We start from the raw sequence: 23,013 nt of genomic DNA, 5'->3' as shown, positions 1-23,013 counted from the left end.
ATAAATGCTATCACCCAAAATACAACTGTTTAATGTAGTATTTCAAATATCAACAGACCTCGGATACCAAACAATTGATTATGCTCCTGTTAGTAGCCCAGGACTTACTTATCCATTTGTACATGTTGGAGAATCTAACAGCACTGATGTGATTAATAATAAAGGGATTATTACAGGACGAATATCGCAGACGATACACGTTTGGGGCTATGCAAATGATCGAGCGCTGTTTTCAGGAATGATGGATCAATTAGAAACATCCTTAAGGAAACTAACTCGTTTAAAAAATTATTATATAAAGCTAGAGGAACTGCAATCTAATGAAATCTATGACAACACAACCAATGATAATTTGCTACACGGCATTATTCAAGTTGAATACAAACTAACATAGGGAGGGAACAAAATGGGGAAAATCGCAAACGGTGTACACAAGGTATTATATTTTCGTAAGCTTGGTGAGGCATCGGAAGCAGCAAAATTAGTGTTTCAAACAGAGCATAGTAAATCTTATACTAGAGACAGGGAAAAAACACAAACGAAAGATGGTGCAGTATCAGGGTCATCAGCGCTGGAGGATGAAGTGAGCATTACAGCTCTACAGTCGGTCAAAGACCCAACATTTACGATGCTGGAAGATTCAATTGTAGAGGATTTTCCGGTTGAAATGTGGGAAGTGGATTTAGCGGATAAGAAAGTAGATGACAGTGGTGCAGAGACTGTAACTCAATTCGCAGCAGAATATAGACAAGGGTATATTTCTGAATGGGAAGCAACGAATCCTACTGAAGATGACCCGGAAGTAGAGGGTACATTTATTACAGAAGGGATTAGACAAAAAGGATTTGTTACGCTGCCTGAAGGAGACATAGACACATTATCGTACGTTTTTCATGATGTATTAGCGGAAGATCCTGCAGATGATGGGCTAGGGGCAGTTAATCAAACAGAACCATTGGCTTAAAGAGAGGAGAAGTCCTCTCTTTTATAATTTCTAAAAAGGTGGAATTGAATTATGTATATTAACTTTAATGGCAAAGAGATTGAGCTTTCATTCGGACTTAGAACGTTAACGGAGATTGATAAAGAGCTAGGGTTTGAAATAGAAGGAGCTAGTTTAGGGGAAGGTTTAGAATTACTTATACCTAAACTACAGACAGGAAACATTGTCGGTTTATCTAAGATTATTAAGGCGGCTACAGCGCATGATAATAAGTCACCTAAAACGTATGAGGACTTAGAACAGGTTCTTGATGATATTGCGGAGAATCAAGGATTTGAAGAATTTGGAGAACAAGTGATTGAAGAATTGGGAAAGCGACCTATGACCCGAAATCTAGTTCCAAAAGATATGAAAACGAAAACTCAGGAGCCGAAAGAGGCTTAACGTATAACGAAATTGTTATCTATGCAATGCGTAAGCTTGGAATGGAACGATTAAGAGATGTGGAATTGATGACATTATCGGAGTTCCATTACAAACGATATGCGCAAGAATACAAAGAAATTGATGAAGAGTATAAAATGCATAAAATAGCTTTTCTTACAAGGAATGCGAGTGCGACTAAAAACACGGGCACAGAGAAGAAACCGAAAGAAGAATATGTCTTTAAAAGCTTTAAGGATTTCTTCGACTACGAAAAGATTTTAAAAGAAGTAGATGATGAGCTGGTTGGCGCGGAGAAAGAAGATTTCCCAATAAATCACCTATCCCCTGCTCAAATTGCACTTCAACACAACAGTAGAAAGGGGTGATGCAATGGCCAATTATTCGATTGAAGCTGAATTAAAAGCAAATGTAAGCAAATACCGAAAAGCAATCCAAGCAGCAAAAAGAGTGACGGAGAAGTTCAAACGAGAATCGGAAAGTGTAGAAGATACTGAAGTGGATGCTGATACTAGACCTTTACAGCGAAATCTTAAGAAGGCACGTGCAACATTGAATGCTTTTGCAAAAGATAAGACAAAAGCTGAAATGGAAATAGATGCAGATACATCAGAAGCTAAGCGTAAAATGGGCTTGCTTCAGAAGATGAAAACATCTTTAAATGACAAAGTTGTTATTCCGATAGAGGCTAGGGTAGATAAATTCCACAGATCTATGGACAGGATTGCGAACACTATTCAATCAGTTGGTACTGTTGCAGGCAACGCTTTTAAAGGTGGATTAATTTCAGTCTTGCCGGCACTATCTCCGATTATTGCTAGTTTAACTGCTGCGCTCGGTGGATTAACGACCTCATTTGCGGCAGCTGGAACAGGAGCTGTTGCTTTTGGATCAGTCGCTACTAGCGCTCTAAATGATGTCTTTACAGCTAATGGAGATATTAAAAAATTACGAGAACAATTAGCGAATACAAGTGACTTAGAGGAACGTGCAGAGATAACAAAACAGATTAAACAAGCTACGGCAGGGTTGTCCAAAGAGCAGCAAAAAGGGTTAAAGTCACTTCAATCATTCAGTAAGTTCTGGAGTAAATTCGCAAAGCAATTCGAAAAGCCAGTAATGGATATTTTTGTTCGCAGTTTAAATGGATTAAAAAAGCTACTAAAGCAGTTAGAGCCGGCTTTTCAGGGTGCAGTTAAAGCGGTTGATACACTTTCTAAGAGTTTAAGTAAATCAATGAAAACGAAAGAGTTTAAAGAATTTATTTCATTTTTAAATGCAAATGTTGGTCCAGCGATGATCGCTTTAGGTAAAACTTTCGGTAATGTCATGCAAGGTATTATGAACTTAATGGTTGCATTTGGTCCTTTATCTACTGATATGCAAGGAGGATTAGTAAGTCTCACTAAAAAATTCTCAGACTGGACTGCAGGATTAAAAGATTCTAAAGCATTTCATGACTTTATCGATTATGTAAAAGAGAATGGCCCAAAAGTAATCGCACTAATTGGCAACATCACCGCGTTTCTTATTGAATTAGGAAAAGGCATGGCACCATTAGGTTCAAAAATATTAGATATAGTGAATGCTTTTTTAGAGTTTACAACAGCCTTAATGGATAATCACCCGGCAATTGGCCAAGTGGTTGCAGTTGTATTGTCGTTAAGTGGAGTACTTATGGCTTTAATACCGTTTATACTGCTAACCAAGGCAGCATTTGGTGGTATGGCCACTGGAATATGGAAAGCCACTGGTATGATGCGGGCTAAAGTTGTCACTGGTGTAAAGATGATGATTGCTTCACTGAAAAATTTTGTGGTGCAGACCTTTAAGACAGTAGCTAATTTCATAGCGGGTTCAGCAAAGTTTATCGCCAGGTGGACAATGATGGGGGTAAAAGCACTTTTTAACGCTGGTCGTATGGCATTAGCCTGGACAATAGCTACGGGGAAAAAGATGGTTGTAGCTATAGCAAAAATGATTGCAAACTCAATTATATTTATAGCCAGATGGACTTTGATGGGCGCGAAGGCAATATTCAATGCTGGTCGCATAGCGTTAGCCTGGACAATAGCTACAGGGAAAAAGATGGCCATCGCTTTAGCAAAAATGATTGCCACGTCAATTAAGTTTATCGCCAGATGGGCACTTATGGCGGTTAAATCATTATTTCATGCCGCCCGAATGGCTGCTTCTTGGTTTATTGCTTTAGGTCCTGTTGGTTGGGTCATTGCAACTATCATAGGTCTTGTCGCTCTTGTAATCGCGAACTGGGATAAAGTGAAAAAATGGACGATTAAGACGTGGAATAAAATATCATCTTGGATCGTTAAAAAGGTATCAAAAATCTGGAGCTATATACAAGATAAGTTTCCGGCGATTGCATATGTTATCAAGCAATATACAACGATGGCTTGGAACATCATTAAATCTATTTGGACGTTTATTAAATCGTTCTTTAGCAGTGTATTAAAGTTTATTAAGGCACTTGTTAAAGGTGATTTCCAAGGCATGAAGTCTGCAATAAGCAACATCACAAGAGCAATATCTACTTTAATAAAAAGTATCTGGAACAGTATAAAGAGCTTTTTTAGCAGTATCCTAGGTAAAATCGTTAATAAAGTAAAAAACAAATTTAAGGATATGTTTGATGCAGTTATGGACGTAGGAGACAATATCAAAGAAGGTATCGAAGACACTTGGGACGGAATTAAAAGTTTCTTTGACAACTTTTCTTTGTACGAAAGTGGTAAGAAGATTATTAGTAGTTTAGGTGACGGTCTTATAGCAATGAAGGACAAAGTAGTAGGTATAACAGAAGATATTGTCGGTGCTGTGCGAGACTTTTTCCCGTTTTCCCCGGCAAAAACTGGACCATTACGGGATATTCATCGTATGGACTTTGCCGGACCTATAGGCCAATCTATTAAACGAGCGAAAAAGCCTATTCAAAGAAAAACAGCAAAACTAGCAGAAGTAGCCAACAACAGCATCAGACCCGATATGCAGATAAGAAGATCACAAATTACTTCTAGCTTAAGAAGTATTAGGCATAGAAGTGTGGCTCAAGTACAAACGGCTGTGAATACTGATGTGAACTTAAATACAAAGCAACCAGCCTATATAAATGTGAGAATAGGTCGAACGAAATTTACTGAATTTGTAGAAGATATTACTGTAGAACAAAACAGAAATTTCAATATAGAAAATAGTTTTAGAAGATAGAAGGTGCTTTATATGTACGGTTTTGTAGATATTAATGAACGAGGTACATCGGGTGCCTCTCTATCCATACAAACCTTTTTTAATAATATAAACTTAGACGAAACATTAACGGATGAAAACGGAAGCTTCACAACTTTGAGCGTGACAGGGAGAGGGAATATAAAGCAAAGGATTAACTACATCGATGTTCCTCATATGGATGGTGCATTAGAGTCGAATGACTTAACTTTAGAAATGCGAAGCATCGAGGTTAAATACAAACTGTCTGATAGCACAAATGAGGGGTTTAGGGAGCGTATAGATTGTTTAAATACTTTGCTACAAGGATCTAAGCAACAGCTATCATTCACCGATGAGAGTGTATTTTATTACGCAACTTTAGAACAGAATAACATTCCAGAAGAGCAATCGAATGAATTAATTTGTATGTTGGTCTTTTCTTGCTCTGACCCATTTAAATATGGGCAGGAAAACACATTTGATTTTGAATCCGATGTACTTACGATGCACTATGAGGGGACAACTGAATCGTCACCAATCATTGAATTGGATGTATTAAAACCGTCTACTTTTGCTATGGTGCAGAATCAGAATGAAGAATATATGTTAATTGGCACCCCAGCCACAGATGATGTAGAGATTGTTGATAGTAGAAAAACTATATTACAAGAGAACGGTAGCACACTAGATGCATGGATGAAAAATCCTACTCGTATAGATGGTTGGATTGGTAAGGTTACAGGATCCTTTGCACATGATGGCACAGGGATATTAGTTGAAAATTTCGGGACAGGTGATAAAATGCACGGTCCTGCGCTGATAAAAGAGATTACGCCTACTCAAGACTTTGAGATAGAGTCTACTTTTGACATCATATCGAATAAAGAAGAAGACAACTACCGAATGGAATTTTACATGTTTGATGAAGCGTTGAACATGATAGGAAAAATGGGGATTAATGATAATAACAGAAACATCACTCGCAGAAATGGACTTGCTCGTGTTGGTGAATATGAAGATAAGTATACACGATATCTAATAGGTTCCGGTAATTATCAATACGACAACTTGAAAAGAGTAGCTCTTATGTATTTGCGAGTTAAACGTGTAGGTAAAAAATTCACTTTTTATATTGCGGAAATAAGAAACGGCAAGCATTACGTCCCACTAACAAGAACATATACAGACCAGACAGGTGAGTTTCAGAATCCACTTAAATACATTCAAATATATATTGGTAACTGGAAGGACAGAAATCGTACATTCCGTACTAGGATAAACTATATTAATGTGTATGAATTAGCGCAGGAAACAATTGACCAAACTCCTTACATTGTTTATCCAGGAGACACTGTGACGTTTAACCATTTTAACAAACAGCTCTTAATAAACGGTGAAGACCGCAAGGACCTCAAAGATTTTGGAGGATCCTTTTTTAATTTGAGTAAAGGTGAAAATCAGCTAATATTACACCCAGCTAATAGCTTTATGGGGAGATGTAAATATAGAGAACGATATAGATGAGGAGGGAGGCTATGATACATGCAATAGATGGGCAAACAGATCAAATAGTCGGTATTATACCTAATGAAGAGATAATTGAGGATGTTTATAAAAGATCATTGAAAGATACACTGGAGACTTTTAACTTTACAACGTTTGCCGATAAATCATATTCCGAGTACCTTGGTAAAAGGAACAAAGTTATCATACAAGACGAAGATGGACGTTTCCGTGAGTTGCTAATACATGAAAGTGGAAAAATTCATGAAGATAGTTTAGAGATGAACGTTTTTTGCGTCGGAAGCTATCAAGTGTTAAAGAAATCAGCAGTAATAAAGCCTCAGACTTTAAAAAAACAAACACCAGATTCAGCGGCTGGAATAGCGCTAGATGGTACAGAATGGCAAGTAGGTATTGTTGAAGGTACGGGAGTTAGAACGTTTCATATCAAGAAACATACAAACCCTTATTCGTTATTAAAACGTATTGCAACTGAATTTGATTTAGAGTTGGATTTTCGCATTGAAACAAACGGCCATAAAATTACTGGCCGATATGTGGATCTAGTGCAACAAATAGGACAGTGGCGAGGTAGAGAGGTTGAGTTCGGCAAGGATTTGTTGCATATAAGCAGACGTGAATTAACGGATAATGTCTATACTGCACTTGTTGGACTAGGTCCTGAAAAAGACGATGGAACACGATTAGAAATCTTTGTTGAGGACAAAGAAGCATTGCAAAGATGGGGCAGACCTGATCCAGTGACGGGTGAGTTACAACACATAATTGGTACTTATGAGCCTCAGTCGGATGATCAAAACATGTCATTGGATCGTTTGCGTGTGCTAACAGAAAATGAATTAGAAAAAAGAGTGAATGAAGTTGTAGAATATGAAACGACCATTGCTGATTTGGAAAATGTACCAAATATGCAAAATCAGAAAACTCGTTTCGGAGACACATTAAGAATTAAAGATACTAAATTTCACCCTCCTTTATTTTTGGAGGCACGTGTTTTTGAGATGTCTGGAAGCATTAAGAGAAGAAAGTGCAAAAAAATAAAACTCGGTGATTATATTGAATTTAGCGAGGAAGAAGTTCAATCTGTATGGGAATCATTACGCGACGAAATACGAAAAAGGCTTGCAAGAATGCTTATCACTACAATTGCTTCTAGCGCTGGGGAGACTTTCAAAAATGGACTAGGTACTACAGATTTAACTGCCCAGGTATTTCTTAATGGAGAGGAAGTTGATGAAGAAGGTGAGCTGTACGGCTATGTTTGGCGCAAATATGATAAGCATGGCCTACCAGTTTCTAATTGGAACAAAAGCGGAAAAACAATCACAGCAACAGCTGAGGAAATAGATGAAAAAGCAGTATTTGCTTGTGAAATTGTTTTAGAGCAAGTAGCTTCAATTGGCAGAATCACCGTTACAAATATATTTGATGGAGAACGTGGCCCTCAGGGTATACCAGGTTCACCTGGAAAAGATGGTCAAAGTTTATACACATGGATTAAGTATGCCGATGACGAGAAGGGTGGGGGGATGTCTAACTATCCTGAAAACAAGCCTTATATCGGTATTGCTGAGAATAAGTCAACATCAAATGAGAGTGATAATCCTAGTGACTATAAATGGTCAAAGGTGCTTGGCCCAAAAGGTGAACAAGGCAAAGAAGGTCCACAAGGCATTCGCGGAGAAGATGGCCAAGATGGAATGCCTCGATATACATGGATAAGATATGCCGATGATGAAAAGGGTAATGGTATGTCTAATTTTCCAATTGGTAAGAGTTATATCGGTATTGCTACAAATAAATTGACCGAGCAAGAATCAAGCAATCCCGGTGATTATACTTGGCAAAAGACAAAAGGCGAACAAGGCCCCCAAGGCTTACAGGGATTGCAAGGTCCACGAGGTAATCAAGGTATACAAGGGCCTAAAGGTGTCGATGGTAAGCCGTCATATACTCATATTGCTTATGCGGACACCGCAAGTGGTGGCGGTTTCAGTCAATCTCCTGCCGGTAAACTATACATGGGTGTATATGTAGATGATAAGTCTCAAGATAGTAGCAATCCTAGCGACTATAAATGGTCACTGATCAAAGGTGCTGATGGCGAGGACGGCATCCCGGGTAAACCTGGTGCGGATGGTCGTACCCCGTACTTGCATATAGCTTATGCGGATACAAGCACAGGCGGAGGATTTAGCCAAGACCCGACAGGTAAAGAGTACATTGGTACGTATACCGATTTTAAGCAAGCTGATAGCAACAACCCTAACGATTACAAATGGCAACGGGCTAAAGGGGATAAGGGCGATAAAGGTCCGCAAGGTGTACAAGGTCCGCGAGGCAAGGACGGTCAAACGCTATATACGTGGGTAAAATATGCCGACACTCCAACGTCTGGTATGTCTGACAGCCCAACCGGTAAAGAGTATATCGGATTAGCGTACAATAATACGTCTCCCAGCGAGAGCAGTAGATACAGTGATTATAAATGGTCGCTTGTAAAAGGTGACAAAGGTGTACCTGGAGCACCAGGTAAAGACGGTCAAACTACTTATACATGGGTAAAGTACGCAGATGATAAAGACGGCAACGGCATGTCGGATGATTCGGAGGGTAAGCGATACTTAGGGCTTGCTTATAACAAGACAACAGCTAATGAGAGCAGCAATCCATCTGATTATAATTGGAGTCCTTTGTATGATAATGTCCGACCGGGTGTGAGAAACTACATCTTAGACAGTGTTAATTATCCGTTGTCTCCTTATAAAATCTCCACAACAAAAACCATTACAGAAGATGCAACAGTACCATCGGGATATATAGCTACATTTAAAGCTGCTAGAGATAATGATAGTGAAACGAATGAAGGTGCTTTCTTTTTACCTATTAAATCTAAAGCTCCTAAGGCAACATCATTTGGAGAAAGATATATGTTTTCTGGTTATATCAAAGGGAACAGAGAATTTAATGTGAGAGTTTTAGGGAATAGTTCTAAAATGATATCTAGAAATATTAGTAAAATAACAACAAACTGGTTTAAATTTGAATGTGTATATGAGATAACTGACGAAAACGCACCGAACTATAATATGCACTTTTGGATTTCCGATTTTAATATGGGCGATGAAATTCATTTTCATTCAATTAAAATCGAAAAAGGCAACATCGCCACCGACTGGACGCCAGCACCCGAGGATGAACGAGCATACGCCGAATATATCGCCAATCTAAAGGCGGAAGCTGAGCGCATTAAAGCCGAAGCATACGCAGACGGAATAGTAACGGCGGAAGAAAAAGCACGTATCGATGATGTACAGGCTAAGCTTAAGCAAGCGAAACAGCACGCTAACGACGTGTCAAATCAAGCGGAAAATAACGCTAAAGACCACGCCGATGCAGTAGCGAAAGCGAAGGCAGAACTTGCAAAAACGCAAGCGAAGGCTTATGCGGATGGCAGGGTAACAGAAGAAGAAAAGCGAGCAATTGCAGATGCTGAAGAAAAATTACGCTTAGCAAAAGAGTATGCCAATACGCAAGCTGATGAAGCTGAAAGCAATGCTAAAGGCCATGCTAATGCAGTTTCAGAAGCTGCATATTTAGACGCAATTAATGACGCAGAAGAATATATGGAATCCAACGGAGTAATGCAGGGGGCAAAATATAACGGTGTAAGTATTACGAATGCTGATGGATTTGTAACAGCAAGAGGCGATGGTTTGGTACGCACTGTAATGAACAGTACGCTTGGATACGTTATACAACGTAGATCCAGTAAAGCTTCCCCATGGCAAAACGTATTGTATTTTGATACACAAGGAAATGCAAAATACGCTGGCGATATCCAAGGATCCAATGGTGTATTCGGTAATGTTACAGCTGTAGATGGCGATTTCTTTTTACAAGATGAATTTACATCTACAAAATATATAATATCGCCTAAACAAAATAAGATAAAAGACCATTCGTTCGAAATGGTTAAAACTGGTGGAGGTGTTTCAGCAACATATAACTGGTTAGATATGGCTCCAAATTCTAGGCAACCTTTAGTGGGTTGGAGAATAGGTGGAGGAGATCCTAGAGTAGCGGCAGTGCTCGCACCAGACGTGGCGGATGCTCATCCTATGTTAGGAGCACAGTCTATTGTCGTTAAGAGTGGCAATTTTGTTCAGCAGCTCGTTACTGGAATATCACCTAGTACAACTTATACCCTTTCAGGTTTTTTTAAACGTCAATGGAAGGTTATGTCTGGTGGAATACCTTCTTTTACAGTTTGGCATGCTAATGCTTTCGGAGCTAAAATGACGAGAATAAAGGTAGGAAAGTTTAGCAAAGTACCAAATGATTACTCTGTCGTTAGACATTCTATGACGTTTAAAACTCCTAGTAATTTTGCTACTGATGATACACTAATGGTTGTTGTGTGGGCGGATACAGATCGTTGGGTACAATGTGATGGGGTTCAACTAGTAGAGGGTAGATATCCTTCTGCGTACTCGCATGAAGATTCTATTTGGGATACTCTTAAAGGTGACTATCCTATAAGAAGCAAAAAACAAATATTATGGTCTGGTTCTGTTTATTTGACAGATGTAGCAAATATAAAACCAGATAAAAATATACATGATTGCGAAAACGGGTGGATACTAGAATGGGCTAGAACAGGAAGGAATGTAGCAGTTCAGCATACAATTATACCAAAAATGGCAATTCAGCGAGGGATGGATAGTATTCATGATATATTTACTTCATCTTTCTCTGGTTCTAATGTTAATGTTACAGGTAAAATCATAAACGCTAGCTATAATAAGTTAACAGGTAATGCGATGAACGACAACGGTGGAAATAACTCTAATAGTATTCAATTAAGAGCGGTATATGAATTTTAAGGAGGTGAATGTCGTGATTATGTACACCGTTTTAGACCAGGAAAGCAGGCTTCATGGCATTTCCTCATCTTCTCTTGGGGAACAGTCTATTAAGGTTGATGTACATGAAGATCATGAGGTGCTAATAAATCCGTATATATACCGTTTGGTGAATGGCGGTCTTGTTCGTGATGATGAGAAGCATTTAGAGGAACAAAAAGATATGAAAAAGGAAGAATTAAAATATGAATGTGAATCAAGTATATTGCACGGTTTTGTTTCACTAAACGGCAATCATTACAGATATAACAGCTATGATCAAATGAATATGCTTATGCAGTACCAAGAATTAATGATGGATAGTACGATAGATCATGTTTATGTTGATACCGAAAATAACGGAACCATAAAGCACACAAGAGAAGAATTTATACAAGTATACGAAGAAGCAAAGAAACACAAAGATAATCAGTTAACAAAGTATAGGGAGATGAAGAGATATGTAGATAACTTAGAGACGGTAGAAGAAGTACAAGCAGTTACATGGGATACCTATTAAAACGCTGAATAGGCGTTATTTTTTATGTTAAAAACCAGGAGGATTGGTTATGAATGGACAAGATAACATAGACATTTGGAAAGCTACAACCAGAAACGACGTGGATCACATTGAAAAAAGAGTATCTAATCTTGAAAAAGATGTGGGGATATTGAAAAGCAACGACATTAAACAAGATGAAAAAATCACATCATTACAAACTACACTAACATCCATACAAGATGATACAAAGTGGATTAGACGCATGATTACAAAAGCAATTATTACTGCCACGATAACAGGGGTTATTGGCGGTGTGATTGCTTTGTTTTTTGCCAAATTATAATTGGGAGGATTTTTTATGAAAATCAACTGGAAAGTACGTTTTACCAACCCTATATTTTACGCTCAATTGGTGCTATCTATATTAGCGCCAATTTTAGCTTATGCAGGCTTATCCTATGCAGATTTAACTACATGGGGAGCGTTATTTGATGTGTTAAAGCAAGCTGTAAGTAATCCTTACGTGTTGAGTTTAGTTGTTATTAGTTTATATAACGCTGTGGTAGATCCAACTACAAAAGGTCATAAAGACAGTTTGCAAGCCCAGACATATAAAAAACCTAAAAAGGATGTGGCGTAAATGACAAAAGTAGTAGCAATAGACATTGGACACGGATCTAATACATTTCCGCCTAGTAAGGGAGTGTATAAAAACGGAAAAGAATATGCAGAGCATGATTTTAATTCTAAGCTTGGGGTAGAGTTAGACAAACTACTAAAGCATAACGGATTTAAGATGTTGATGAAACAAAAGCCTTTTAGCCCTGACGTAGGTTTAACCACACGAACCAATTACTATAATGCAAAAGGCGTTGATCTAGTTTACTCTCTACATGCTAATTACAACGTAAACTCCGATGTTAACGGGCGTTGTGTGTTTTATTGGCATACAGCAAATGATGCTAAAGAGTTAGCTAATATTATTGTTGACGAGATTAAAAAGGCTGGTTATTCTACGCATGGTAACGGCTTACATGCATCTAAACCTAATAGCTGGACAAATCTGCACATATGCCGTGAAACGCATATGACTGCTGTTTTGGTTGAAAATGGCTTTATGTCTGGTGACAAGGACTTTGAATTAATTTTCGGTAGTAAACAAAAGCACTATGTAAAAGGTATGGCTAGAGTACATGCTAAGGCTATTTGTCGTTATTATGGAGTTAGATTTAAGGATTTGGATGGCACAACCGTAGCTGATAAACCATCTAAACCAAGCGACAACATAAAAGTAGGCGACAAGGTTTATTTAAGTAAATCAGCATCTAAATACGTTACTGGCCAAAATATACCGAGCTATGTCAAAGGCAAAACCTACACGGTACAGCAAGTGAAAGGTAATAAAGTCCTGCTTAAAGAAATCTACTCATGGGTGTATAAGTCTGATTTAGGTAGCATGTCATCTGGTGGATCCAGTAGCAATGCTGAGTATGTTTATCTACCTTCCGGTGCATCTAGTTGGCGCTTTTATCCGACTAATGTAGCTCCTACCAAAGGTAACGAAAAAGCATTTCTTAACCCTAGAAAATTTGGTGGATTGAAATACAAGGTGTTAGGCAAACCACAAGCACATGTTGTTACTATTCAAACGAGCGATTTTGGTAAGGGTAATATTTATGTACATCCTTCGACTGGCGCTTTAATTAAGTAATAAATAAGCCCCGTCCTTAGTTGGATGGGGGCTTAAGTTATTTTTCTTGGTTAAGAACGTATGTTCTGTTATAATTAAACCATGAAAAGAAGATATTTATTATTAAAAGAAGGACAATAGGCCCTTTTTGTCGAACTGGGGAGTTTAGACTAAAGAGGGGGAGTTTATATTATGGTTTTGAATAATAAAGACAATTTTGTTAATAAGCTTAGTGAAATTGAAGTGGAAGAACTCGAAAAAGTTGATTTGAGCGTGTTCTTAGTCTCAAAAGTTAGCGAGACTGATGCTTTATACAATGTTAAAAGAGAGCAGTTGGATTTAAATCTTATGCAGTGGGTTAAAAAAAATATAAAAAAAGAATTAAACAATTTAAAATATAAGGATGAAAACGGGAAACAAAAGTTTTTTGTATCAGAATATAACGATGAGCTAACTAAAAAAGATTATATTGCGAAATTAGACCTTAATAGCGATGAAGCATTAAAAAATAAAAAAAATAAATTAGTGCAGTCCTTAAATCGATGTTCTACAGTTGAGGATAACAATGTGAAATTTCAAGTAATTAAATTGACTTTACATAGTGAGAGTGCTTATTTTATATATTACAGAGGAGTGAAATTGTCAGCAATGAACAAAAAGAGTGTTAAAAAAATGCCAACTGTTAGGCATAGAAAACACTTGACGATTCAGGAAGATGATGTAATAGAATTTGGTGGGAAAATAGAACTGATTATCTTAGGCGACCTTTTATTTGTAGCCAGTCCAAGAACTTTGGAGTTTACATTCGATTTCGATGATAATATTTCAAGAAGGAAAGAAGAAAATCTTCAAGCTATAACAAATATGAACTTTTTCGATGAAGAATCAAACATCAGTGTGTTTGTTGAAAAATCATCTCACTATATGGTTTCTAGAAGGCTAGCAGGAATAAAAGAACCTACTTTAAAAGCGCTAGAAAGTTCTTTTAAAGAGAGATGTGAAGAATTAAAAAAAATTAAAGAGGACATGCCATCGGATAAAAAAGAAAAGGAAAGTTATGTGAAAAAATACGAGGTGTTGTGGCCTTTGTTTGATCACATCGATGTAATCGAAAATAAGGTAAGAATAGATTCTGAAAAATCTATAGAACCACTATTATATTTCTTTTCGGATAAAATAGTAGAATCCTTTCTAACAAAAGAACTAAGAGAAGCTTTTTAGGGAGGGATTTTAATGAAAGGTTAGATATTTATGTGGGGGAAATCTGAACAAATAGTACTTTGGATAATAACCTATATTCCACTAATTTTAATCATGATCTTTCGTTTTATTGTTAGTAATGGTTTTATTAATCTAGATAGCTGCACAATCACGATATTTGATAAAGATATTGATATAAACAAAGTTATATTGGAAGTTTTTTTTGTGATTATTACGTTAGTAATTTCTCTTGTTTTATACAAAATTACGATTAAATACCTTCTTTCCGGGTATGAACGTTTATTAGTGCAAGGTGGAAAAGGTGAAGATTTTTTTATAAGAGATATTAAAGTACTAAGTGCTAATGATTATTCATTTTTTCTGTTAACTTTACTTTTACCTCTAGTTTCATTAGATCATTCATCTTTTATAAACTTATCAGTTTCTTTATTAATAATTTTTTATGTAATTTCTATATACGTTAAGACTGATGCAATAAGTGTTTGTCCTCTATTTTTCTTTTCTGGTAGAAAAGTCTATAAAGGAATAATTTCTACAGGAACTAAAGAACAGGAAGCCAAAGACCCTTTGTTAAGAAAAGAAGTTATTATTATCATGAAGGAAAAAAATTTAACACTTAGCAGGAAAATGAGAGGAGAAGAGTTAGTAGGGAATGTTTTTTATTTAAGTAAAATAGAAAAAAAAGATGGCTATAATTAATAACCTTAATGGATATAAAAAATGAAAAAACCCCTATCGTTTATAAATTCGGTAGGGGATTTTTTCTTTTTGCTTGTTTATTAATTCCAATTGCGAATATCTCTTTACAAACCACCTAATATCCAATATCATAAGAACAAACGTTCGTTAATGAGGTGTTGAAATGCTAAAAGATAGAGGTAATATCAAATGGACTAGCTTAATGCTTCCAGAACACGTAGAGCAGCTAAAAAAAGTTTGGAAAGAAGATGAAAGAGTTACAAAGGGTGTACTTGCAGAAGACGAGGCTATGGAAATTGACTTTAAGTTAAAAAGGGCTTTTAATGATGATTTAACAGTTCAAGTTAAATATCATAACGGATTTGATTACAGTTATACAGATATGAAGTTATTGAGTGTAGATCGGAACCATCGTACATTAAAAGGTATTGATCATCAATCAAAAGAAAGTATAACAATAAAATTAGATGATGTATTTAATGTTCAAATAATGTAAAAAGAAACCCTTCAAGTACTTGAAGGGTTAATAAATAATAATGAAGAAAATAGTGCAAGCGAAATTAATACACTTATTATGTTTACTAAAACAATCGGGTCACCTTTAGCTTGAATATACGTTGCTGTCCAAGGTGACCCTCCTGCATTTTGATAAAATAAGGCACTGTCGTGAACGGAAAAATGGGCTCCTAGGCCAGCTTGTTCTAATTGGTCTGGTGTAGCATCTTTTGTAAGTTTATAAATCATCGTTGCAATCATTTCTAAATGAGCAAACTCTTCTGTGCCAATGTCTGTTAACAGCCCGACAACATTGTCTGGGATGGTATAACGTTGGTTTAAATAACGTAATGCTGCTGATAATTCCCCATCTGCGCCCCCGTACTGCTCCATTAAGTATTTAGCAAGTTGGGGATTGCACGTGCTGACGCGTACCGGATATTGTAATTTCTTCTCATAATACCACAAGCGTATATCCTCCTTTATCCATGTTATACTTGCCACGGCCAAGGTGCATCGGCCCAATTCCAAGGGTAACTAGAATAACTTTCACCGTATTGCCGTAAGGGACCATACAAACTTTCATACTGTTTTTTTAAGTGTTTACTCTGTTTTGCGTATTGATTGAATTGTTGAATGGCTTGATAATCTTGAGGGTGAGTGTCTAAATATAAAGTTAATTCAACAAGGACAAAATCAACTGCTTGAATTTCTTCTAATAAAGCATAATATTCTTGTGACATTTCTTTATCCATGCTCATCTCTCCTATTTTGATTAGGATAAGGACTATAAAAAGCTGGCCATAATGTTCCACACTTTAATGCTTGCCTAGGGGTGTATTGTTGTAAGTTAGGTGGTTGAAAGCCAATGTACAATTGCGGTGGAGTTTGGTAACTTTTTACACGAATCGGAGGGCATGGATCTAATGGGCTTATATAAGGGTAGTAGTACTTTATTTGTGTAAACAATATAACGCCTCCTTTGAAGTGCTATATGATAGCATACGGTTTATTATATGGCTGTAGCTGAACAATTAGAAGCATAATTATTTTGTAGAATGAAAGGAAATCTACTTTGAAATGTCGAAATAAATAGAAGAACGCTAATATTACAACAAAGAGGTGAAGGTGATGTTTGTACGAGGAATTATGAAACCAAATCATCAATGCTGGACGGTCGAAATGAATACGCCATTAAGAGATGCTTTAAACACCCTTAATCAGCATGACATAGAAGGGATGCCAGTTTTGGAGGAAGGGATATTTAAAGGCATGATTTCCCGACAAGTAATTTACCAATCGTACTTTGAAGGGAATCAAAGCAAGGATATCTTTCTCGATGAAACAGTTGCAGGAGATGTTGTTTCTTATCAAACGTATTTTGTTACAGAAGATGATGTGTTTGAACATACGTTAACGACGTTTAAAGGTTTTCCAATTGTGGCAGTGGTGGGGACTGACCATACATTTGCTGGAATCGTAACTAGGTTCGATGTTATTGAACAATTCGAAAGTGCTTTCGGTATGAAGCGTAAAGGAGTTCGTATAGCATTTACTTCTGAAGAATCAGAAGGTAGAATCGCTCGCATGTCTGATATTGTAAAACAGTACCATGAAACGGTTATATCCTTAACGACGTTCGATGAAACAGATAAGTTGGCAAGAAGAATTGTATTAAAAATAGAGAAATCCCCGAATATTGATCGATTTGTAAAAAAATTAGAGCAATCAGGTTTTCGAGTATTGGATGTAAAAGAAGATTAAAAAACCTATACGTATATTGGTCTTGGAGATTCGTTCTTCAAGGCTTTTTTAAAGGGTTATGGTTAAACGAAACATCAACAATATTTACACAAAGATTGTATTTCTATTATACTGATGATAAAAAAAGATGAGGAGAAGTCTCGTGGATCAAGAACAAGGAAAATATAATGTGAAAGCAGTTTCTCAAATGGTAGGGGTTCCGCCTGGTACGTTACGAGCTTGGGAAAGGCGGTATCAAATTGTAAAACCCATTCGAAATGAAGCCAGTCACCGTTTATATTCAGATAAGCACGTGCAGACAATTAAATGGCTTGTGGATAAAGTACATAACGGGTTTACGATCTCACAAGCAGCTTCCTTGCTTAAACATAATACGAATGAAGGGATAGGTGTATCGACCACAGGAGATTATGTTCAGCAAATGATAGACGCTTTATTGATAGCTGCATTAAAGTTTGATAAGCATACATTAAATGCTAAAATGGATGAAGCTTTTCGTTTATTTTCAGCTGAGTTTATTATATCTGATGTCGCTGGGCCGTTGCTGGTAAATGTGAAAGAGAAATCGGGTTGTGTAACATCTGGTCCGTATCAATTTACTGCAAATTGGCTAAGAAATCGATTGGGTATGATGTTTAGTGCGCCGTCATCGCATATACAATCAACGCCGGCTATCAGTGTATGTGGTCCAAATGAAACAGATGAATTACCTTTATTTCTTTTTTCAATTTATTTGCAGATGAAAAGCAATGACGTTCTTTTTTTAGGTTCTGGAGTCACTGCATCCGATTTACACGTGGCAATCGAACACATACAACCAACGCACTTCATTCTGTCTTGTAATGAAGCGGAGAATAGAGAAGCGACTATGATGCTAGTTCACGAATTAGAGCAGTGGTATACCTCTATCTCTATTGGGGTAATGGGAGCAGCCTTTACCCACCTTTCAAAAAAAGAGAAATGCGACTTAGCGCCATACTACATTGGGAGTAGAAAGCTGTATTGGGAAAAATGGCTTTTAAATAATAGTTAAAATACTTGTCCCGTGCCCTTTTAGCGCTTATACTTGATAAAATGGTAGCAAATATGAAATAGCTAACATATAGTAAGAAAAGCATTATTATATGCATTCAAGGGGGCCGAGTGAATGCGTCTTGAAAGAATGTCTTACAATAAATTTAAAATTTTTCTCACCTTTGATGATTTGTTAGAACGTGGCCTAACAAAAGAAGACTTGTGGTATGACTTACCTAGTGTTCATCAATTGTTTCACGATATGATGTTTGAAGCAACAGATGAATTGGGTATTGAACTAGAAGGGGTGCTTCAAGTACAAGTACACCTTATGCATGCACAAGGAATGCTAATTGTTGTTACCCAAAGTGACGTTGCAGATCATCATATAGAGGAAGATTATGTGGAAATGAACGTGACGTTAGATGAATGTAAAGAAATGATGTTTGCTTTTTCGAGCTTTGAAGATATTATTTTAGTTAGTCAACATTTGCATGATATTCACCTTGTTACGGGAGCAGTATATTATATGGATGATACGTATTACATGCAATTAGATGAACATGACTTACTAGAGTACAATCACGATAGCATCATCGCAATTATGTCAGAATTCTCATCTCCAACTACAGTAACATCCCATCGTTTGACCGAATATGGCAAAGTAATCATGCCACACCATGCTGTAAAAAACATTGTGAAATATTTCATTCATTAAGGAGATCGTGTAATGACGCGGTCTTTTTCTTATGCCATGTAGCTTTAATTGAAAAAAAGAAAGATAAAGCGATTTATTCGGTCAAATACATAGAAGAAACAACTTGAACATGTTACGATAGCTATAGGTGCTTAAGACGAAGAGACATATTTTATTAAAACGCCTGTTGATCAAGCTTTTTCTGGAAGTATCGGTTGTTAATTTTCTTACACATAAGGAGTGCAATGCAATATGACGAAATGTTTTAATATTATGTGAAATTTTCATTGAAAGAAAGAGGAAACAGATTTATAATGAAATCGCTTACAGGTTTTATAAAAAACATTTATATATTTCGTTATATAGTGTTGCATAAATAAAAAGAACATGTATAATATTTCCTGTAAACATAATTAATTGATGACACCGATTATACATAGGGGGTAAATGAAGAATGGTAGCCGATAATGCAGAAAATACTGCAAACGAACAAATGGATATACTTAAATCTACTCAAACAATTATACGTACAGCGTTAGAGAAGCTAGGTTATCCGGATGAAGTATTTGATTTAATGAAGGAACCGGTTCGAATGATGACGGTTCGTATTCCTGTGCGGATGGATGATGGTTCTATCAAAATATTTACAGGATACAGAGCTCAACATAATGATGCTGTCGGTCCAACAAAGGGAGGCGTTCGCTTCCATCCGAATGTATCGGAGAAAGAAGTGAAAGCTTTATCGATTTGGATGAGTTTAAAAGCGGGTATCGTTGATTTACCATACGGTGGAGGAAAAGGTGGTATTCTATGCGATCCTCGTGAAATGTCCTTTAGAGAATTAGAAGGACTGAGTCGTGGTTATGTTCGTGCCATTAGTCAAATTGTTGGTCCAACGAAAGATATTCCAGCTCCAGATGTATTTACGAATTCTCAAATTATGGCATGGATGATGGATGAGTATAGTAGAATTGATGAATTTAATAATCCTGGATTCATTACAGGTAAACCAATTGTATTAGGTGGTTCTCACGGACGTGAATCAGCTACAGCGAATGGTGTTACGATGTGTATTGAAGAAGCGGCTAAGAAACGTAATATCAATCTAAAAGGTGCTCGTATCGTTATTCAAGGCTTTGGTAATGCAGGAAGCTTCTTATCAAAATTCTTACATGATAAAGGCGCTAAAATTATTGGTATATCAGATGCTTATGGTGCGCTACACGATCCAGAAGGTTTAGATATTGATTATTTATTGGATCGTCGAGATAGTTTTGGAACTGTAACGAATTTGTTCGAGAATACGATTACAAATAAAGAGTTGTTAGAATTAGATTGTGACATTTTAGTTCCAGCAGCTATTGAGAATCAAATTACGGAAGAAAATGCACATAATATTAAAGCTTCTATCTTAGTAGAGGCAGCAAATGGCCCTACAACACTAGGTGCTACGAAGATTTTAACAGACCGCGGTATTTTACTTGTGCCTGACGTATTAGCTTCGGCTGGTGGCGTTACGGTTTCTTATTTTGAATGGGTGCAGAATAATCAAGGGTATTATTGGTCTGAGGAAGAAGTAGAAGAGAAACTTCATAAAGTAATGGTGAAAGCTTTTGACAATGTTTATCAAACAGCTGAAACGAGAAGAATTGATATGCGTTTATCTGCTTACATGGTTGGTGTAAGAAAGATGGCAGAAGCTTCCCGTTTCCGTGGATGGATTTAGGTTGAAACTTTTTATCACATCTCCTATCATTAAGAGTGGTAGGAGATGTTTTTTTGTGGTTGTTCTATAGAACGACATCTTTATATGTTTTTTTTGAGGAGTGAACATGAAGTGCAAAAGGAAGAAGTTATTATCATTGGTGCAGGCCCATGCGGTATGTCTGCTGCTATAGAATTACAGAAACGCGGTATACAGCCGCTTCTGATTGAAAAAGGAAACGTTGTTAATTCCATATACCATTACCCGACACATCAGACGTTCTTTAGTTCAAGTGAGAAATTGGAAATAGGGGACATGCCGTTTATTACAGAGCGAAAAAAACCAGTAAGAAACCAAGCACTTGCCTATTATCGAGCAGTTGCAGAACGTAAACAATTACGTGTACATGCTTACGAAAGAGTGAATAAAGTAACGAAAGATCTAGAGGTTTTTCATATAGAAAGTACGTTACAAAATGGAGAAAAACGACAGTATGAAGCAAAGCATATCGTTGTTGCAACAGGGTATTACGACAATCCGAATCACATAGGGGTCCCAGGGGAGCACTTAAATAAAGTGATGCATTATTTTAAAGAAGCACATCCATACTTTAACAAGCAAGTCGTTGTCATCGGTGGAAAAAACTCGGCAGTCGATGCTACTTTAGAACTTGTTAAGGCGGGCGCACATGTAACAGTGTTGTACCGGGGGGCGGAATATTCTAAAAGTGTGAAACCGTGGATTTTACCTGAGTTTGAGTCACTTGTACGTAACGGTTTAATTAAGATGGAGTTTCAAGCGAATATTACCCGTATTACTGAAGATAAAGTGTATTATTCCGTAAACGGTGCAGAGCATGAAGTAGTAAATGATTTTGTCTTTGCCATGACTGGGTATCATCCAGATCATCATTTCCTTAAGAATATGGGAATAGAGATTGATGAGCAAACAGGACGTCCTTCTTTTAGCGAGTGTACGATGGAAACGAACGTTAGTGGAATTTATATAGCAGGCGTCATTGCTGCCGGATATAACAATAATGAAATTTTTATTGAAAATGGTCGTCATCATGGGGGGCTTATTGCCAAAGCAATAGGTGGGAATTAGTACAATTTTAGGCAAAGAACCTAGTTCAAAAACGAGAGCTAGGTTCTTTGTGATTTAGGAGGCAAACATGGCAATTAAATCATGTTTGTTTTTTGTTAATTCTAAAGCGACAAGCAATTTAATTCGAGCTTTAGGACCAGTTAAGCCGTTCGAAAAAATAACGCCCATCTCTTTTAACTGTTTACCTCCGCCTTCATAGCTATACACATCTTGGACGATGCCTTGATAACAACGGGAGACAAGAACAACAGGGATATTATTATCTAGAATGGATTGTAACGGGGCAACAAGTGATGGAGGAATGTTACCTTGTCCTAATCCTTCAAGCACTAATCCATCTAATTGCGTTTGTTGAATAGCTTCTAGAATGCTTCCATCCATCCCAGCATACACTTTCAGTAAAGCAACGTTACTAGAAACGACTTGTATGGGATAAGATTTGTGCTTCGTCAATGTGTGATGAAAATAAATTCCTCGTTTCGTTGCAATCCCGATAGGTCCATATTGCGGGCTTTGAAATGTAGCGACGTTACTCGTTGATGTTTTGGTTACGTTTTTCGCTGTATGTATTTCGTCATTCATAACGACGAGAACCCCTTTATCTTGTGCTTCGTCAGAACATGCGACACGGACAGAGGTCATCAAGTTATATAATCCATCTGAGCCTATTTCATTAATGGATCGCATCGCACCTGTAACGACGACAGGTTTTCGTGTTTGGACATACAAATCTAAAAAATAGGCTGTTTCTTCTAACGTATCGGTACCGTGAGTAATGACAATGCCATCGATGTCCTTCTTAGATAGCTGCTCGTGAATACGCTGACCTAGTGAAAGCATGTGCGCCGGCGTAATATGAGGGGATGGTAAATGAAACAACACCTCATCTTCTATTTTTGCTAATGATGCTAGAGATGGGAGTAGATCATAAAGTGGATGTTCTTTTTCTGGGGCTACTTCTCCCGTTTCTTTATTTTCCTTCATGGAAATGGTTCCACCAGTATGTATAATTAGAATTTTTTTCATTTTTATCACCAACCAATTAAAATATTATTAACTTCCCAATATATTCATGATAC

22 protein-coding genes and 1 pseudogene are annotated in these 23,013 nt (G+C 37.0%); 19 read left to right on the top strand and 4 right to left on the bottom strand.

Annotation, left to right across the window (positions count from 1 at the left end; genetic code table 11):
- The first annotated feature begins 4 nt into the window (after positions 1-4).
- The 14 genes from N784_RS04990 (at position 5) to N784_RS04925 (ending at position 15,648) form a co-directional block, all read left to right on the top strand.
- Positions 5-394 (top strand): hypothetical protein, encoded by a 390-nt coding sequence (locus tag N784_RS04990; RefSeq protein WP_036832984.1) that lies wholly within the window; start codon positions 5-7, stop codon positions 392-394.
- Positions 395-406: 12 nt separating this feature from the next.
- Positions 407-964, top strand: coding sequence for a phage major tail protein, TP901-1 family (locus N784_RS04985; protein ID WP_036832983.1), 558 nt, complete (start codon positions 407-409; stop codon positions 962-964).
- Between the two features lie 51 nt (positions 965-1,015).
- Positions 1,016-1,387, top strand: a complete 372-nt coding sequence (locus tag N784_RS04980) for a tail assembly chaperone (protein WP_036832982.1) — start codon at positions 1,016-1,018, stop codon at positions 1,385-1,387.
- 41 nt (positions 1,388-1,428) lie between these two features.
- On the top strand, positions 1,429-1,755 hold the full coding sequence (locus N784_RS04975) for a hypothetical protein (RefSeq protein ID WP_232305972.1): 327 nt from the start codon (positions 1,429-1,431) through the stop codon (positions 1,753-1,755).
- A 4-nt stretch (positions 1,756-1,759) separates the two neighbouring features.
- Positions 1,760-4,612 carry a hypothetical protein gene (locus tag N784_RS04970; RefSeq protein ID WP_036832979.1) on the top strand — a complete coding sequence of 951 codons (2,853 nt, stop codon included), beginning with the start codon at positions 1,760-1,762 and terminating at the stop codon, positions 4,610-4,612.
- 12 nt (positions 4,613-4,624) lie between these two features.
- Positions 4,625-6,136, top strand: coding sequence for a distal tail protein Dit (locus N784_RS04965; protein WP_036832977.1), 1,512 nt, complete (start codon positions 4,625-4,627; stop codon positions 6,134-6,136).
- 11 nt (positions 6,137-6,147) lie between these two features.
- Positions 6,148-11,022: a phage tail spike protein gene (locus N784_RS15925; RefSeq protein ID WP_052127133.1), complete on the top strand. Its 4,875-nt coding sequence runs from the start codon at positions 6,148-6,150 to the stop codon at positions 11,020-11,022.
- Between the two features lie 19 nt (positions 11,023-11,041).
- Positions 11,042-11,560: a DUF4376 domain-containing protein gene (locus tag N784_RS04955; protein WP_456299395.1), complete on the top strand. Its 519-nt coding sequence runs from the start codon at positions 11,042-11,044 to the stop codon at positions 11,558-11,560.
- Positions 11,561-11,609: 49 nt separating this feature from the next.
- Positions 11,610-11,885: a hemolysin XhlA family protein gene (locus N784_RS04950; protein WP_052127132.1), complete on the top strand. Its 276-nt coding sequence runs from the start codon at positions 11,610-11,612 to the stop codon at positions 11,883-11,885.
- 15 nt (positions 11,886-11,900) lie between these two features.
- Positions 11,901-12,182, top strand: coding sequence for a phage holin (locus N784_RS04945; protein WP_036832974.1), 282 nt, complete (start codon positions 11,901-11,903; stop codon positions 12,180-12,182).
- The gene (locus N784_RS16560; RefSeq protein ID WP_052127131.1) at positions 12,183-13,253 is read left to right on the top strand and encodes an N-acetylmuramoyl-L-alanine amidase family protein; all 1,071 of its coding nucleotides are present in this window, start codon (positions 12,183-12,185) and stop codon (positions 13,251-13,253) included.
- A gap of 171 nt (positions 13,254-13,424) precedes the next feature.
- Positions 13,425-14,453 (top strand): Kiwa anti-phage protein KwaB-like domain-containing protein, encoded by a 1,029-nt coding sequence (locus N784_RS04935; RefSeq protein ID WP_036832973.1) that lies wholly within the window; start codon positions 13,425-13,427, stop codon positions 14,451-14,453.
- 204 nt (positions 14,454-14,657) lie between these two features.
- Positions 14,658-15,152 carry a hypothetical protein gene (locus N784_RS04930; protein ID WP_198134396.1) on the top strand — a complete coding sequence of 165 codons (495 nt, stop codon included), beginning with the start codon at positions 14,658-14,660 and terminating at the stop codon, positions 15,150-15,152.
- 163 nt (positions 15,153-15,315) lie between these two features.
- Positions 15,316-15,648: a YolD-like family protein gene (locus tag N784_RS04925; RefSeq protein ID WP_036832969.1), complete on the top strand. Its 333-nt coding sequence runs from the start codon at positions 15,316-15,318 to the stop codon at positions 15,646-15,648.
- 92 nt (positions 15,649-15,740) lie between these two features.
- Here the strand turns inward: N784_RS04925 and N784_RS04920 are convergent.
- The 3 genes and pseudogenes from N784_RS04920 to N784_RS04910 all read right to left on the bottom strand — a co-directional run.
- Positions 15,741-16,115: pseudogene (locus N784_RS04920) on the bottom strand (manganese catalase family protein); the annotation flags it as partial.
- Between the two features lie 23 nt (positions 16,116-16,138).
- Positions 16,139-16,402, bottom strand: coding sequence for a spore coat protein CotJB (locus N784_RS04915; RefSeq protein ID WP_036832968.1), 264 nt, complete (start codon positions 16,400-16,402; stop codon positions 16,139-16,141).
- Positions 16,395-16,616 (bottom strand): spore coat associated protein CotJA, encoded by a 222-nt coding sequence (locus tag N784_RS04910; protein WP_036832966.1) that lies wholly within the window; start codon positions 16,614-16,616, stop codon positions 16,395-16,397. The genes N784_RS04915 and N784_RS04910 overlap by 8 nt, the downstream gene beginning before the upstream one ends.
- 162 nt (positions 16,617-16,778) lie before the next feature.
- Between N784_RS04910 and N784_RS04905 the strand changes: the two genes are divergently transcribed.
- The 5 genes from N784_RS04905 (at position 16,779) to N784_RS04885 (ending at position 21,934) form a co-directional block, all read left to right on the top strand.
- Positions 16,779-17,411 carry a CBS domain-containing protein gene (locus N784_RS04905; protein ID WP_036832965.1) on the top strand — a complete coding sequence of 211 codons (633 nt, stop codon included), beginning with the start codon at positions 16,779-16,781 and terminating at the stop codon, positions 17,409-17,411.
- A gap of 142 nt (positions 17,412-17,553) precedes the next feature.
- A complete protein-coding gene (locus N784_RS04900; RefSeq protein ID WP_052127130.1) occupies positions 17,554-18,444 on the top strand; it encodes a MerR family transcriptional regulator in 891 nt (296 codons plus the stop codon).
- A 114-nt stretch (positions 18,445-18,558) separates the two neighbouring features.
- Entirely contained in the window at positions 18,559-19,143 is a 585-nt protein-coding gene (locus N784_RS04895) for a genetic competence negative regulator (protein WP_036832962.1), read from the top strand.
- Between the two features lie 433 nt (positions 19,144-19,576).
- On the top strand, positions 19,577-20,848 hold the full coding sequence (locus N784_RS04890) for a Glu/Leu/Phe/Val family dehydrogenase (RefSeq protein ID WP_036832960.1): 1,272 nt from the start codon (positions 19,577-19,579) through the stop codon (positions 20,846-20,848).
- A 111-nt stretch (positions 20,849-20,959) separates the two neighbouring features.
- Positions 20,960-21,934 carry a YpdA family putative bacillithiol disulfide reductase gene (locus N784_RS04885; RefSeq protein ID WP_036832959.1) on the top strand — a complete coding sequence of 325 codons (975 nt, stop codon included), beginning with the start codon at positions 20,960-20,962 and terminating at the stop codon, positions 21,932-21,934.
- A gap of 54 nt (positions 21,935-21,988) precedes the next feature.
- On the opposite strand, the gene N784_RS04880 is transcribed toward N784_RS04885, so the two are convergent.
- Positions 21,989-22,960 (bottom strand): asparaginase, encoded by a 972-nt coding sequence (locus N784_RS04880; RefSeq protein ID WP_036832958.1) that lies wholly within the window; start codon positions 22,958-22,960, stop codon positions 21,989-21,991.
- Positions 22,961-23,013 lie beyond the last annotated feature (53 nt).

Source organism: Pontibacillus litoralis JSM 072002, from assembly GCF_000775615.1.
GTDB classification, from domain to species: domain Bacteria; phylum Bacillota; class Bacilli; order Bacillales; family BH030062; genus Pontibacillus; species Pontibacillus litoralis.
This window is presented reverse-complemented; position numbering and strand designations above follow the sequence as displayed.

Excerpts from the sequence above, each read along its gene's own strand:
- N784_RS04990 (WP_036832984.1), top strand. The coding sequence starts at position 5 with ATGCTATCACCCAAAATACAACTGTTTAATGTAGTATTTCAAATATCA.
- N784_RS04985 (WP_036832983.1), top strand. The coding sequence starts at position 407 with ATGGGGAAAATCGCAAACGGTGTACACAAGGTATTATATTTTCGTAAG.
- N784_RS04980 (WP_036832982.1), top strand. The coding sequence starts at position 1,016 with ATGTATATTAACTTTAATGGCAAAGAGATTGAGCTTTCATTCGGACTT.
- N784_RS04975 (WP_232305972.1), top strand. The coding sequence starts at position 1,429 with ATGGAACGATTAAGAGATGTGGAATTGATGACATTATCGGAGTTCCAT.
- N784_RS04970 (WP_036832979.1), top strand. The coding sequence starts at position 1,760 with ATGGCCAATTATTCGATTGAAGCTGAATTAAAAGCAAATGTAAGCAAA.
- N784_RS04965 (WP_036832977.1), top strand. The coding sequence starts at position 4,625 with ATGTACGGTTTTGTAGATATTAATGAACGAGGTACATCGGGTGCCTCT.
- N784_RS15925 (WP_052127133.1), top strand. The coding sequence starts at position 6,148 with ATGATACATGCAATAGATGGGCAAACAGATCAAATAGTCGGTATTATA.
- N784_RS04955 (WP_456299395.1), top strand. The coding sequence starts at position 11,042 with ATGTACACCGTTTTAGACCAGGAAAGCAGGCTTCATGGCATTTCCTCA.
- N784_RS04950 (WP_052127132.1), top strand. The coding sequence starts at position 11,610 with ATGAATGGACAAGATAACATAGACATTTGGAAAGCTACAACCAGAAAC.
- N784_RS04945 (WP_036832974.1), top strand. The coding sequence starts at position 11,901 with ATGAAAATCAACTGGAAAGTACGTTTTACCAACCCTATATTTTACGCT.
- N784_RS16560 (WP_052127131.1), top strand. The coding sequence starts at position 12,183 with ATGACAAAAGTAGTAGCAATAGACATTGGACACGGATCTAATACATTT.
- N784_RS04935 (WP_036832973.1), top strand. The coding sequence starts at position 13,425 with ATGGTTTTGAATAATAAAGACAATTTTGTTAATAAGCTTAGTGAAATT.
- N784_RS04925 (WP_036832969.1), top strand. The coding sequence starts at position 15,316 with ATGCTAAAAGATAGAGGTAATATCAAATGGACTAGCTTAATGCTTCCA.
- N784_RS04915 (WP_036832968.1), bottom strand. The coding sequence starts at position 16,402 with ATGGATAAAGAAATGTCACAAGAATATTATGCTTTATTAGAAGAAATT.
- N784_RS04905 (WP_036832965.1), top strand. The coding sequence starts at position 16,779 with ATGTTTGTACGAGGAATTATGAAACCAAATCATCAATGCTGGACGGTC.
- N784_RS04895 (WP_036832962.1), top strand. The coding sequence starts at position 18,559 with ATGCGTCTTGAAAGAATGTCTTACAATAAATTTAAAATTTTTCTCACC.
- N784_RS04890 (WP_036832960.1), top strand. The coding sequence starts at position 19,577 with ATGGTAGCCGATAATGCAGAAAATACTGCAAACGAACAAATGGATATA.
- N784_RS04880 (WP_036832958.1), bottom strand. The coding sequence starts at position 22,960 with ATGAAAAAAATTCTAATTATACATACTGGTGGAACCATTTCCATGAAG.